The 14,195-nt window shown below is 54.7% G+C and carries 8 protein-coding genes; all 8 read right to left on the reverse strand.

All coding sequences use genetic code 11. The annotated features are described in order from the left end of the window. Positions 1–12 precede the first annotated feature (12 nt). Positions 13–1,989: a DNA topoisomerase IV subunit B gene (parE, locus tag NNL21_RS16430; RefSeq protein WP_204818342.1), complete on the reverse strand. Its 1,977-nt coding sequence runs from the start codon at positions 1,987–1,989 to the stop codon at positions 13–15. Positions 1,990–2,129: 140 nt separating this feature from the next. Continuing rightward, positions 2,130–3,116, reverse strand: a complete 987-nt coding sequence (locus NNL21_RS16435) for an ABC transporter permease (protein WP_204818343.1) — start codon at positions 3,114–3,116, stop codon at positions 2,130–2,132. Next, positions 3,109–4,125 (reverse strand): ABC transporter ATP-binding protein, encoded by a 1,017-nt coding sequence (locus NNL21_RS16440; protein ID WP_204818344.1) that lies wholly within the window; start codon positions 4,123–4,125, stop codon positions 3,109–3,111. Before NNL21_RS16440 ends, NNL21_RS16435 begins: the two co-directional genes overlap by 8 nt. 50 nt (positions 4,126–4,175) lie before the next feature. After that, on the reverse strand, positions 4,176–5,000 hold the full coding sequence (locus NNL21_RS16445; RefSeq protein ID WP_204818345.1) for a GDSL-type esterase/lipase family protein: 825 nt from the start codon (positions 4,998–5,000) through the stop codon (positions 4,176–4,178). Between the two features lie 225 nt (positions 5,001–5,225). Next, entirely contained in the window at positions 5,226–6,404 is a 1,179-nt protein-coding gene (purT, locus tag NNL21_RS16450) for a formate-dependent phosphoribosylglycinamide formyltransferase (RefSeq protein ID WP_204818346.1), read from the reverse strand. A 130-nt stretch (positions 6,405–6,534) separates the two neighbouring features. Further along, positions 6,535–8,364 carry an ABC transporter ATP-binding protein gene (locus tag NNL21_RS16455; protein ID WP_204818347.1) on the reverse strand — a complete coding sequence of 610 codons (1,830 nt, stop codon included), beginning with the start codon at positions 8,362–8,364 and terminating at the stop codon, positions 6,535–6,537. Further along, positions 8,361–10,139, reverse strand: coding sequence for an ABC transporter ATP-binding protein (locus NNL21_RS16460; RefSeq protein ID WP_204818348.1), 1,779 nt, complete (start codon positions 10,137–10,139; stop codon positions 8,361–8,363). Before NNL21_RS16460 ends, NNL21_RS16455 begins: the two co-directional genes overlap by 4 nt. A 317-nt stretch (positions 10,140–10,456) precedes the next feature. Then, a complete protein-coding gene (locus NNL21_RS16465) occupies positions 10,457–14,170 on the reverse strand; it encodes a dynamin family protein (RefSeq protein WP_256555282.1) in 3,714 nt (1,237 codons plus the stop codon). Between the last annotated feature and the right edge of the window lie 25 nt (positions 14,171–14,195).

Raw genomic sequence — 14,195 nt, forward strand, 5'->3', positions numbered from 1 at the left:
GCTTATCTGCTCCTATTCCTCAAATTCGGTAAAGTCGACATTCTCGACGATCCATCGTTTGCGCGGATCGACCTTGTCGCCCATAAGCGTAGAGACGCGACGTTCTGCTTTGGCTGCATCTTCAATCTGCACCTGCAGCAGCGTTCGCGATTCCGGATTCATCGTCGTTTCCCATAACTGATCGGGATTCATCTCGCCAAGACCCTTGTAGCGCTGCAATTCGAACTGCTTGCCGAATTCCTTTAAGTAGTTCTGCAGCTGCTCGTCCGTCCACGCATAGCGAACCGTCTCCAGTTTGCCTGTTTTGCGGGTGATCTTATACAGCGGCGGCTGTGCGATGTAGACGCGGCCGGAGTCGATTAACGGTTTCATATACCGGTAGAAAAACGTCAGAAGCAGGACTTGAATATGCGCTCCATCAGTATCGGCATCCGTCATGATAATAATTTTGCTATAGTTGCAGGATTCCTCATCGAACTCCGGCCCTATACCGGAGCCTATAGCTGCGATGATCGCCTTGTATTCGTCGTTCTTGAGAATATCGATCAGCTTCGCCTTCTCGGGATTCATCGGTTTCCCCTTCAGCGGCAGGATCGCCTGATACTTCGAGTCGCGCCCCTGCTTGGCTGAACCGCCGGCCGAGTCACCTTCGACGATGAACAGCTCGGTACGCGTATAATCCTTGGATTGCGCGGGTGTCAGCTTCCCGCCCAGATTCGAGCTTTCGCTCTTCTTCTTGCCGCTGCGGATTTCCTCACGCGCTTTGCGCGCTGCTTCGCGGGCCCGGGACGCCTGAATGGCCTTCTTCAAGAGCATCTGCGCTACTTGCGGATTTTCCTCCAGAAATACCTGCATTTTCTCGGAGACAACCGCATCCACCGCACTTCTTGCGCCTGCGCTTCCGAGCTGATCCTTGGTCTGCCCGACGAACTCGACCTCCGCCATCTTCACGTTAATGACGGCCATCATGCCTTCACGCAGATCATTGCCATCGAGATTCTTGTCTTTTTCCTTGAGCATTGCGGTTTTGCGCGCGTAATCATTCATGGCACGGGTGTAGGCTGTTTTGAACCCGGTCTCATGCGTTCCGCCGCCTCGTGTCGGAATCGAGTTAACAAAAGACGCCAAGGTCTCTGTATAGCCGTCGTTATACTGCAGAGCCACTTCCACATCGATATCTTCACGTTCGGTTATGAAATGAATCACATCATGCAGGACCGTCTTCTCCTCGTTCAGGAATTGAACGAACTGGCTCGCGCCGCCATCGTAATGATACACGTCCTGCTTTCCAGCACGCTCATCCTTAACGGTAACTTTCAATCCCGAGTTCAAGAAAGCAATTTCCTGCAGCCGCTCGGAGAGCGTCTCATAATTGATCGATATGTTACCGTGAAACACGCGCACATCCGGTTTGAAGGTAACCTTCGTTCCGGTGCGGTTCGTATTGCCTGTCACTTCTAATCCCGTTACCGGCTCGCCAACATGCTCCCGGCCGTCCTTGTCAACCCAGTATTCGAACCTCTGCTTATGTATCTTCCCGTCGCGGAAGATTTCAACCTCCAGCCACTCGGACAGCGCATTCGTGACCGAAGCGCCGACACCGTGCAAGCCGCCGGATTTCTTATATCCGCCGCCGCCAAACTTTCCGCCCGCATGCAGGATCGTGAAGACCACCTGCGGCGTCGGAATGCCGGTCTTATGCATCCCTGTTGGAATCCCCCGACCGTTATCGTGAACCGATACCGAACCATCCTTATGAATAATGACGTCGATTGCGGAGCAATGTTTTGCCAAATGCTCATCGACTGCATTGTCGACGATCTCCCAGACGAGATGATGCAGTCCCGAGCTGCTCGTACTGCCAATATACATCCCGGGCCGTTTACGGACGGCAGTCAAACCCTCCAGCACTTGTATGTCGCCCTCATCGTAGTTGCGATTAACAGCCGAAGAAGCATCCCCCGCAAACACATCTAACTGCTCAGTCATACACGTCCCCCTATCTATTCTTCCAGCACGGGTCTATCTCAAGCCGTTCGTCCATTATACACGACAAAGGCGTCTCGTGCTCCCCTGTGGAAAAATCCACGATGCCATGTCAAACCTTCTAAGCGTCACTTCAAGCTATTTTAATTCAAGATGTCCTGTTTCGTAAAGACACCGAATGAAACGATTAACGCCGCAACCGCCCAACCTCCTAAGGTTAAAAGCGAGAACAGCAAGGTCATTCCTTCAATCGGCGGCGGCGAGCCGGCCAAATACCCGGTTAAGTCGATATTGACGGCAAATACATATTTGGCGCTTGTCCAAGACGAGGACATGTTAGCGAGAATCGTTCCTGCGATGACAGCTGCCATCATCGTAACAATGCTAGCCGCTGTGCTGCGAACGAGCACCGATACCATCAAGGCCAGAATAGCGACGGTCATCGAGGAAAACCAAATCAGTCCCGCCTGCATGAGCATATACAGCCACTGCGGGACAGCATGTACAGCCGCGCTGTCCACATCGGAACCATTGATGAGGAATCCGGTGAAGATCGGCATCGTCCATCCGCCGTAACCAAATATGGCGCCTGATATAAGATAGCAGAGAATTCCGCTGGCCACAACTATTAATGATACGTAGAGCGTAAGAGCCACCAATTTACTGAATAAAATTTTCCACCTTCGCACAGGACGTGTCAGCAGCATCTTGATCGTACCGCTTGAGCGTTCGCCCGACACAAGATCAGATGCAATCGCCAGCACCAGCAGCGGATAGAATAACGTAACCGAATTCGCCATGAACCCGCGCGTGAAGGTCACGCCATCTGGAGATCTGGGATTGACGTCATGGTCGAGGTAATATTGCAGCTGCTGAACTGCGATCCGGCGAAATCGTTTCCACTCCTCGGGGATACGTTCACTGGATAGGGCATTCTGATAATCGCTGATTTGCTGCATCGTTTGGCTGCGCCAATCTCTAAAATTTTTCTGGTTATTCTCGGCGATCTTCATCTGTGCATAGGTAAAGATTGGTATAAGGACAAGCAGGACTAGAACAACGACATAGAACCGTTTCTTCTTCCATATCTTGAGCGTCTCGTTCTGAATGAGCGGCAGCAATCTATCCAATGCCTTCCCCCTCCGTCATCTTAAGAAATAGCTCTTCGAGCGTCGGTGCTATGCGCTGTACGGACAATACGCCAATACCGGCCCGAACCGCCTTCTCGACGAGCGCTGGAATCCGTTCTGCCGGCATCGTCGTAATGCTGGCTTCAGTCAGGTTCGCTAGCAAGCCTTCGTCGATCCGATGCTCATCGGGCGCAATCAGCCTGAGGTCTGGCTCTCCGGCAAGCAGCTTCCGCCCTTCTTCCGGCTTATCGAACTGCCACACGACATAGCTGCCAGCTTGTTCAACCAACTCATCGACCGTACCGACAGCCAGCACCCGGCCATTGCTAATAATCGCGACACGGTCGCACATCAATTGAATCTCACTGAGCAGATGGCTGGAAATAAACAAGCTCATGCCTTCGTTGGCCAGCATGCGAATAAACTCTCGAAGCTCCTTGATCCCTTTCGGATCGAGGCCGTTCGTCGGTTCGTCCAGAATGAGCAGCTTGGGCCGTCCAAGCAGCGCTTGAGCAATACCGAGACGCTGCCGCATACCTAGGGAATACGTCTTCACCTTGTCATGAATGCGCTGCTCCAGCCGAACGATATTCACCACTTCGTTAATGCGGTCTATCCCGATATCCCGCAGCATCCGGGCAAAGTGCTCCAAATTCTCCCATCCGGTCATATATGTATAAACCTCTGGATTCTCTACGATGCAGCCGATATGGCGAAGAGCTTGCTCGGGATCGCGGTTCACGTCATGTCCGCATATTTTGATTTCGCCCGCGGTTGGCTTGATCAGATCGACGAGCATCCGGATCGTCGTCGTCTTCCCTGAGCCATTCGGACCGAGAAAACCGAATATCTCGCCTGCGCGAACATCGAAGGATACGTCGTGAATGATGGGCTTTCCGCGGATTTTTTTCTTAAGTCCCTGAACGTACAGCACCGTCTCCGCAGTCTGCTGCACGTACTCCGGCAAACCTAGCTCAGGATCCTTCTTTGATGCAGAACTGATGTTCATTGCCTGCTCAACCTCCTTAGAGATTCTCGCTCCATGCTTCGTTTGCCGTGCTAGTCCAGCGATTGGACGATACGCGCGGCAATCTGAGCGTATCCGTCATGATTGGGATGAAAGTGATCGGAGGACAAGTACGTCCCAATGGTGTTCTCAAACAAATCAAAGGTCGGAACAAGCGTCATATTCGAGTAAGGATGCATGATTGCATAAGCCTCTTGATTCCACTGCTGAATCGCCAAACTTCCTTCGCGCAGCTCATCAATATCATAGAATGGATTGTACAGTCCCATGTAGACGACTTGTGCGTTCGGATTGATTTCGTGAATGCGTTCAATGACAGCCTTGAACCGCTGCAGCCCGCTTGGCAGCTGTTCCTTCAGCTTATCCAGATCGACCTCGCCTGTCGCTTCGCTAGCGCTCTTCCCCGTCGCCAGCTGAAAGAGGTCGTTCCCGCCAATCGTAAATAAAATCAGATTGGACTGCGAAATGGCATATTCATAGCCCTTATCGCCGCGCAGCAGCTCGGAGAGGCGGCCGGCATGCATCCCGTTCACAGCCAGATTGTTCGTTAAACTAACCGGCTTGTCCCATTTCTCTGTGAGCAGAGCCATAACCTGTTTGACATAGCCTTCGCCCGTTGCATCCCCGGTACCTTTCGTCAATGAATCGCCGAAAGCGGTTATACGAATCTCGCTGCTTGCCGACAACGATTTATTCTCTGGCGGCGGCGTTGTCGGTGATTCTCCAATGAAAGTCTCTCCTTGGGGCCACAGCATGTCCTTCACAGCGTATCCGAAGCCTGTCAGCATGAGCAGCGTTGACAGAACTGCCGCAATGCTCACCGTTCTCCACAGGTTGCTGGACGGTATGTTCCTCATCTCGATTGCTCCCTCTCCTTTACGAATCTAAAATAGGATGGCGATTGATGTCCATTACTGTCCTAATTGCGTTGCGTTAAAACGTTCATCTGTTCTAAAAATAATGCTTTGTCCAAAAATATGCAAATCCTCCCTGCTCATCACAAACAAAAACCGGACCAGCCGGGTATAAGATTGCCGCTTGGCAACGCTTATATCCGCGACTCTTGTCCGGTTAAGGCTTGTCTATTCGTAGACGATCGCAAGCGATTCGGCAGCTCTTCGCGCCAGCTCGCGCGCTTGCCCGGTATCTTCAGCCGAGCTTAAGGCAACAGCCATCCGTCGACCCGGCTTCGTATGAGGCTTGCCGAAGACACGGACCTGCGTGTTTGGAAGCGATAACGCCTCCTCAAGCCCAACGATCCGGAACTGGTCGGCATCTCGGTCTGCTTTGAGGGTATGCGAGGCACCTGGCCCAAGCAGGCGTACCGATGGTATCGGATAGCCCAATATCGCGCGGGCATGGAGGGCAAACTCCGACAAATCCTGCGTGACCATCGTAACCATTCCTGTATCATGCGGCCTTGGAGAGACCTCGCTGAATAGAACGCCATCCGGGGTCAGAAACAGCTCAACGCCATAAATGCCGTATCCGCCGAGCTCGCCTGTTACAGCGCTTGCTATCGCTTCAGCCTGTTGGATTTGCTTCTCCGTCATTTCATGCGGCTGCCAGGATTCGATATAGTCGCCGTCCTTCTGGACATGGCCTATTGGCGCGCAGAAGGTCGTACCCGATACCGAGCGTACTGTCAGCAGCGTGATTTCGGAATCAAAATGGACGAAGCCTTCGACGATAATCCGCTGCTTCTTCGCACGGCCGCCATCCATCGCATATTGCCAGCAGGTCTCGATCTCCGCTTCGGAGCGGCACACGCTCTGGCCTTTGCCCGATGAGCTCATAATCGGTTTAATCACGCATGGTGTACCGAGCTCTGCCACCGCGGCGCGCAGCTCCTCGAGCGAATCGGCAAAGCGATACGGTGCCGTTGGCAGGCCAAGCGTCTCCGCCGCCAGACGGCGGATCCCTTCGCGATCCATGGTCAGCTTCGCTGCCCGCGCCGTCGGAACGACGTGATAACCTTCCTGCTCCAATTCAACAAGCGCTTCGGTGGCGATCGCCTCGATTTCCGGAACGATCAGATCAGGCTGTTCCGATAAGATCAGATCACGCAAGGCAGACGCATCCAGCATATCAATGACATAGGACCGGTGGGCCACCTGCATGGCGGGAGCGCCCGCGTAGCGGTCCACCGCAATCGTCTCGACTCCGAGCCGCTGCGCCTCAATAATAACTTCCTTGCCCAGCTCGCCGGAGCCGAGAAGCATGATTCTGCGGGTTTTGCTTGCGTTCGTTGTTTCGTGCATGAAAAAAAGAACCTCCTGGGACGAAAATCGGTCGATGGATGAAGCAGAAGCGCAAAGCTTCACATCCGATCGTTTCGTTTTTCTTCCATTGTGGAGGTTCTTCTTCTAAAAATCAATCCATAATCGACAATTAAGCCGACAAGAAGCGGTATTGCGCTTCAATCAATCCGTTATACGTTCCCTTATGGCGAATGAGTTCATCATGCGTTCCTTGCTCAACGATCGAGCCATGGTCGAGTACGACGATCCGATCCGCATTGCGAATGGTGGACAACCGGTGCGCCACGATAAATGATGTCCGGCCGGCCAGAAGCTTCTTGAGCGCTTCTTGAATTTTGAGCTCCGTCTCGGTATCGATGCTCGCCGTAGCTTCGTCAAGAATCAGTACCCGCGGATCGGCGATCAACGCCCGTGCAAAGGATAACAGCTGTCTCTGTCCCATCGAGAGCACGTTGCCGCGCTCCTGCACCTGCGTATCGTAACCATCCGGCAGATCCATAATGAAATCATGGGCATCCACGGCTTGAGCCGCCTTCACGACATCGTCGTCCGTCGCATCCAGCCGTCCGAAGCGAATATTGTCGCGAATCGAACCGGAGAAGATGAACGTGTCCTGGAGGACGACACCGACCTGGGAGCGTACACTATCCACCGTCACGCTGCGGATGTCGATGCCGTCGATCTTGACCGCGCCTTGTGTCGGATCATAGAAGCGGCACAGCAGGTTCATAATCGTACTCTTGCCCGAGCCCGTGTGGCCAACGAGAGCAATCGTCTGCCCTGCATGAACGTTCAAGCTAATCCCCTTCAATGCGGGACGTCCCTTCTCGTATTCGAAGACGAGATTCTCGAAGGAAACATCACCGCGGATCGCTGGCAGAGGACGTGCGTCCGGCAGCTCGGCTACCGTCGGCTTCTCATCGATAAATTCGAAGATCCGCTCTGACGAAGCCATCGCAATCAGGAGCTGCGCATACATTTGACCGAGCCGGTTGATCGGATCCCAGAAGTTGCCGATATAGTTCGCGAAACCTACCAGCAGGCCGACCGTGATGACGCCGGTTTGGATCAGATGCGAGCCGTACCAGAACAGAATGAGCGTCCCGATCGCTGACGTGATTTCAATAATAGGACCGAATGCCTGGTTCATCGCCGAAGCTCTGTTCCATGCTTTGATGTTGATATTGTTCACATGATTGAAGAAGCTGAAATTGGCTTTCTCCTGCGTATAAGCCTGTGTTACCCGCATTCCTTGGATCGATTCATTCAAGTGGGCATTGATGCGGGATTGCTTCATCCGCACATCCTGCCACGCGAAGCGGATCCGTTTGCGAAGCGCCGTCGAGACGACGAACATCAGCGGAACGGTCACCATGATCGCAAGTCCGAGCTTAAAGTTCCACAGAAGCAGAATGATCACGATGCCGACCAGCTGCACGCAATCCATCAGCAGGTTGACGACCCCGTTTGTGAACAAGTCCTGCAGAGCGTTCACGTCGTTGGTGACGCGGACCAGTACAGAGCCTGCCGGGCGCTTATCGAAGAACCGGAACGACAGCTTCTGAATATGGCGGAATAAATCTTTGCGCAAATCATAGATCACGCGCTGTCCGATGACGTTCGTATATTTGATGCGGAACGTGTTAGCCGCCCATTGAATAATATAGAGAGCCACCATAAGTCCTGCATACATATAAAGCTTGCTCAGGCTCGGTTCGCCTGTTTCGGGCGCAATCGCTTCATCGATCGCTAGTATGATTAGGGCCGGTATGGCAAGCCTCGTAGCCGTGCCAAGCACCATCATTACGAGAACGATCGGAATCATTTGCTTGCTGTAGGGCTTCATGTACGTAAATAGTCTACCGAGCTGCGCCCAGTTAAACGGTTTCTCGATTACATCGTCGTCCTTATAAATAAACCGCTCGCGCTTGTCTGTGCGGGCTGACTGCTGCTCACTCACTGTGCGACCCTTCTTTCCAACTTGGCCGGCTCGGCGGTTTGATCCGGACGATCGGCATATTGAATATTGTACGTATCCTGGTAAGGACCTTGGACTTGAATCAAGGCTTCGTGCTTGCCGCGCTGGACGACTTGGCCTTTATCGAACACCAGAATTTCATCGGCATGCCGGAGTGAAGAGATCCGGTGGGCGATGATGAAGGTCGTGCGCCCTGCCATCACTTCCTTGAAGCCGGCCTGAATTTCATGCTCGGTTTCCATGTCTACCGCGCTTGTCGCATCATCCAGAATGAGAATCCGCGGATTGATAATGAGAGCGCGCGCGATTGCGATCCGCTGCTTCTGACCGCCGGACAGCCCCATTCCCCGTTCGCCGACAAGTGTGTCGTATCCATCCGGGAGCTCTAGGATAAAGTCATGTGCTTTGGCCAGTTTCGCCGCATGATAAATTTGCTCATCCGTAACGTTGCTCACCCCGTATGCGATATTATCGCGGATGGAGCAGGAGAACAGGAACGTTTCTTGAAAGACGGTCGCGATTTGCGAACGCAGGTCTTCGAGCGACATATCGCGGATGTCGATACCGTCGATAGAGATCGTGCCCTGCTTAATATTGTAGGCGCGCATGAGCAGCTGAATGACGGTCGATTTGCCTGAGCCAGTACCTCCGAGCAGACCGATAACCGATCCAGGAGGCGCGTCTAAGGTCAGATCGTTCACCGCCGGTGTTTTGTCCGCATAGTTGAACGTCACATTGTTAAACTGGACATAGCCTTCAATCGGCGGATGCTGCTTCGCCTTGGATACATCGTTGTCTTTCACGTGAATGTACTCGTTAAGCAGCTCCGTCAAGCGCTCTCCGGACGCTTTGGCCTGCGTGTAGTTATTAATGTGAAAGCCAATTCCCCACATCGGACCGATAATGTACCAGATCATACTGAAGAAGGCAACCAATGAGCCAAGAGTTAGCGACTCCTTAATGACGAGTGTCCCGCCCACGACAAGCAGAATGACGACACTGATGCTGGCCAGCAGTTCCATAACCGGGAAGAACCGAGCCCATAGATTCGAAGCGCCAATCTGATTTGCTTTGTAGGCTTCACTGCGAATAGAAAATTTATCGATTTCATGCGGTTCGCGCGCGAAGGACTTCACTGTACGCACGCCGGTAATATTCTCTTGTACCGCTGTTGTTAGATTACTCATGGCCAGGCGCATTTCCCTGAAAGCCGGGTGAATTCGTTTCTCAAATCGTATGGCCGTTACTGCGAGCAGGGGCATCGTCACCAGCGTGATCAAGGTCAGCTGCCAATGAATCGAGAACATCATGATAGCGCCGAACACGATCATCAGAATCATATTGAGCAGCTGCGCAAAGCCGAATCCGATGAAGTTCCGCACACCCTCCAGATCGGCCGTCAGCCGCGACATGAGATCGCCCGTACGAGCCGTGTCGTAGTATTGGAACGAGAGCGACTGAAGCTTCTCGTAGCAGGCGTTCCGCAGGCGGAAGGCAACCTTATTACCGAGTCTGCCGCCGTAGAGGCCGTGTAAAAATTGCATCGAGCCTTTCAGAATGACGACGCCGACGACAGTAAGTGCCACAACCGGTACGAGATCAAACTCTTTGGGACCGATTACTTTGTCGATCAGGAACCGAAGCATGTTCGGATACACAAGCCCCAGCGCTGTCGCGATAACCAAAAATCCGATTGAAGCATAAAAGCTTCTGCGTTCAGGCCAAAAATACGGTTTCAATTGCCTAAAGACGTCCAATTATTCCCTCTCCCCGGTGCTTCCATATTATGAATATGAATGAATATTAACAGCATCAATCCGCTTCGGCAAACAACGCAGGGTCTCGAATAAATGGCAAAAACCGCTTTCTTACCCATCCTGGCGATTAGTGGGGGGGTATTCTCCGATATCGTCGTTAATCATCGCGAATAGATGCGTATTGCTCCGTTTTTGCACATTTATCCCTTATTTTTGCATGATTTATTTCTGGAAATAAAAAGAAAAGCTTCGACCAGCTCTCGGAAACTGCTGGTTGAAGCTTCTTTTATTCGTAAAGCATCTGTTTTAAACGACAGTTAAATCGCAGCAAGCGCTGCTCCAAGCTGTTGCAATGACTCTACATCGGCACTGCCGCTCAGGGAGTCCTGCTTGCCCCGGACGAAAGCATCTATGTCGCCCTGCAGCGTTTGCGCGCTGACTGTCATGGTCGCCTGCCAGAGCTCTGCATAACGTTCCTTCCAGGCCAGCTCCGCCCGGCTCAGCCAGCCTTGCAGCGGATCGGATAATTCCGCTTCGAGCGCTTTACGCATAGCGGCCTTGCCATCCCCTTCGAAGAACTGGCGCGGAGACTTGAAGCGGCTCCACAGCCACTTGGTCTCCAACGTGTCCGCCTGCCAAGGGGCCTGCTCGTCAGGAGAAGGCAGATCAAGCGACGGGAAAGCGGAAGGCGTGAAGCCTTCGAGAATCTTCCCCGTCTCCTCAGCCGTGTCTGCAAATTTCTTCGCCGCAAGCTTCGTCAAGGTGTTATCCAGCCGAAGCGAGGTGGCCTCCAGCTCCTGTGCCAGCTCGATCTGCAGCAAGCGCTGCAGCTCCAGCCAGGAGGTCCAGAGCGCTTTACGCAGATCACGGCCATCGTCCTCCAGCGTAGAGGGATTGAAGGCGAAGTTATAATGGTCGCCGAAGCGGAACTGAATACGCTGCAGCACATAGAACAACAGCTCCTTGAGCTCCTGCTCCAGCTGTACGTTAGCCGCAGGCTTCATCAGGGTCCCCGTGATCGCCTTCGCCGCAGCGGCTCGTTCGGAGAGCAGTGCGCGCTCGGCTTCCCGGGTTGCCGCATCACCTGCCGCATCCTTAAGCCAGCCTGCAATCGTATGACGCGCCCGCTCCAGCTCCTGCTCCGCCGACGCTACCGCCAGCCTGCCAAGATCTCCCTTCGTGAAGTCCAGAAACGCGGATTCGAAATCACGAATGCCTGATTCTTCGATGAGGGTGCCGCTTGCGGACTGTTTGCCTTCAAGCGCTGCCAAGCTGGATACCGGAAACATGCGCGGAAAGCGTATGCCGTGCTGCTGGAGATTCCGCTCGACATGCGCCAAAACTCCCTGCAGCTCCTCTTGGCTGGCTGCCAAATCCGCAGCATTGACAATGAAGAACATTTTGTCCAGCTCGAATTGATCCTTCACACGGCCAAGCTGCAGCAGGAACTGGCGGTCCGCTTGCGAGAAGGCATGGTTGTAATAAGTGACGAACAAGATCGCATCCGCGTTCTTGATGTAATTAAACGCTACTCCGGTATGACGGGCGTTCACGGAATCGGCCCCCGGCGTATCGACGAGTACGATACCCTGGGCTGTCAGCGGATTGTCATGATACAGTTCAATCTCGCTCACGAAGCAGGAACGGGATTCTTCCGCCACATAGCGCCTGTAGTCGGAGTCGTCGACGTCCAGCCGTTGGCCGAGCAGGGCTTCATGCTCCTGCCATCCGTTGGCCGCCGCCTTCAAGAAGCTGTAATGCGGCCTGCCGCCAGCGTGAACGGCCCCCGGCGACAGCTTGCCGATCGCTTGAATCAGCTGCTGCTCGCCGAGGCCTGTTACGTCTTCTCCCAGCAAGGCTAGCGAGTAGGACAAGTCGCCTATCATCGCTTCCTTGGATTTCATCCATACCGAGGCCGAGCCATGCGGACGTTCATCCGTCGGCGGTACGATCCGGTTGACCGCAGCCGTTGTCGGGTTCGGTGAAACCGGCAGTACCGCATCGCCGAGCAGCGCATTCGCGAGCGAGGATTTCCCCGCGCTGAATGCGCCGAACAGCGCGATTGTAAACCGGCTGCGCTGCAGCCGGTCCGCTTTGTCGCGCATGGCGCGCACGGAGGACTGGAGCGCCTCGTGGGGCGCGAGTACGTCCGCCGCTTGGCGAAGCCGGGCCGCAGCCAGCCGCTGCGGCGCCAAGGCGTCGCCTTGGGCGAGCGCAGCGGCCGCAGGCGCGGTCTCGCGCGAGCGGTCAGCCGCCGTGCCTGAGGAGGGGGTTGCCTCCTCAGGCATGGCGGCGCGGCTGCCTGCGGCTGGCCGTTCCACGGCCGCTGCCGCAGCAGCGCCGGCGGAGCCAGCGTCCGCGCTGTGCGCGGACCCGCTGCCGGCCGCCTGCGGCTTCGGCAGCTCCGTGCGCGGCGGCGCGGGCGGCAGCAGCGCCGCCAGCCGCGCACGGTGCGCAGCCGCGCGCTGATCCAGCGCGGCCAGCTGCGCGAGCGCCGCGGCTTGCGAGCCGAGCTCGGCAAGCCGTGCGCGCACCGGTGCGGCGGCAGCTTCGCCCGCCACCGCTGCACGATCCGCAAGCGCATCGATCCACTCTTGCGCCCGCTTGCGGTACAAGCCCTTGAGATCCGCGGCAAGCTCGCGGCTGTAGTTCATCGTGTACTCGTTGCCGAATACGGCGCCGTGCTTCACATGATCAATCAGCCACTGGTCTTCCACATCCCAATGAAGTGAAGTCTTCAGCTCTTCTTCCAGCGATTCATCACGCCATCCGACAGCATCTGCAGCCTTGCGCAGCATGTCGCTTAAGTGCCACTCAATGCCTGCCGCCGCTTGAGCGGCAAAATCTTCACGAAACGCCGAAAGACGCCGCGCTTGTTCCGCAGCCGTCTTTGCTCCGGCAAAGAGCAGACCGGCCTTAAAGCCCGGTTTACGGCTTTCCAGAAACGTATGTGCCAGATCTCTTGTCGCTGCAGGCGTTACATTCGCATTATCGAGTAAGCTCTGTACGTCTAATCGCAGCTGCACGCGAAGCTTATCGCCTTCCGCTGAGAGCTCGGACAGCTTCGCTTCCAGCATGCCGATTTCCGACCGGACCTGCTGAGCCTCGCCTTCGCCGCCCGCAGCTAGAATAAGCTGCTCGCGCTTGTCGGCATCCTGTTCCTCGAAACGCTTCGTATGCTCGCGTATTAAGTGACGAGCCGAGTCGTAGACGCTGCCGACGGAGAGCGGTTCACGAAGCATGGCGAGATCAGCGAGCAGCTTCTTCAGCTTCTCCCACTCGTTATGCGGATGGTCCGGCTTGCGCAGGGACAAATATACAATTCCCGCAGGCTCCAGATGCCAGTTAGCGAAGCCTTCTTCAACACTCGCCTGATAAGCACGGAAAGAAAGCTCCTGCTCCCGATGCTTGTCAATTTGGTTGACAATCAAATAGAGCGGCTTGCCCCATTCCTTCAGCTGCTTGGCAAATGTAAAGTTGATCTCCGACTGAACGTGATTGTAATCCATCACATAGAAGACGGCATCCGCGAGATGCAGGGCCGACTCCGTTGCCATCCGATGGGCATCGTCCGTCGAATCAATGCCCGGTGTATCGAGCAGCACCGTATGTTCGCCCAGCATCGGGATCGGATACGATAACGCGATGGAACGAACATTCTCCCCATCTGCGGCATACTCGTTAAGCCGTTCTAGCGGAACCTCTAACGTCTCCAGCTTGCCGCCTGACTGACGCGTTAAAATCGCTTTGGCCTTGCCGTTCGAAATCGACACGACATTGGCACTGGTCGGAATCGGACTGGATGGCAGCAGCTCCGTACCGCATAGACGGTTAACAAGCGTTGATTTACCGGCGGAAAAGTGCCCGCAGAACGCTACTGTCAGCTTGCCCGCCGTCAGCTTTTCGCGAAGCTCGTGCAAACGCGACGCATTGTCCCCGTCACCCGAGTCGGCCATCACCTTCGCCAGCTCTATAAACGCACGGTCCAGCGGCTGCACCATGGTTTCCTTTTCAACGACATGATTGCTCATTTCTCTCTCTCCCCATATCCAAACC

It is taken from the genome of Paenibacillus mendelii, from assembly GCF_024498075.1.
Lineage (GTDB): Bacteria > Bacillota > Bacilli > Paenibacillales > Paenibacillaceae > Paenibacillus_Z > Paenibacillus_Z mendelii.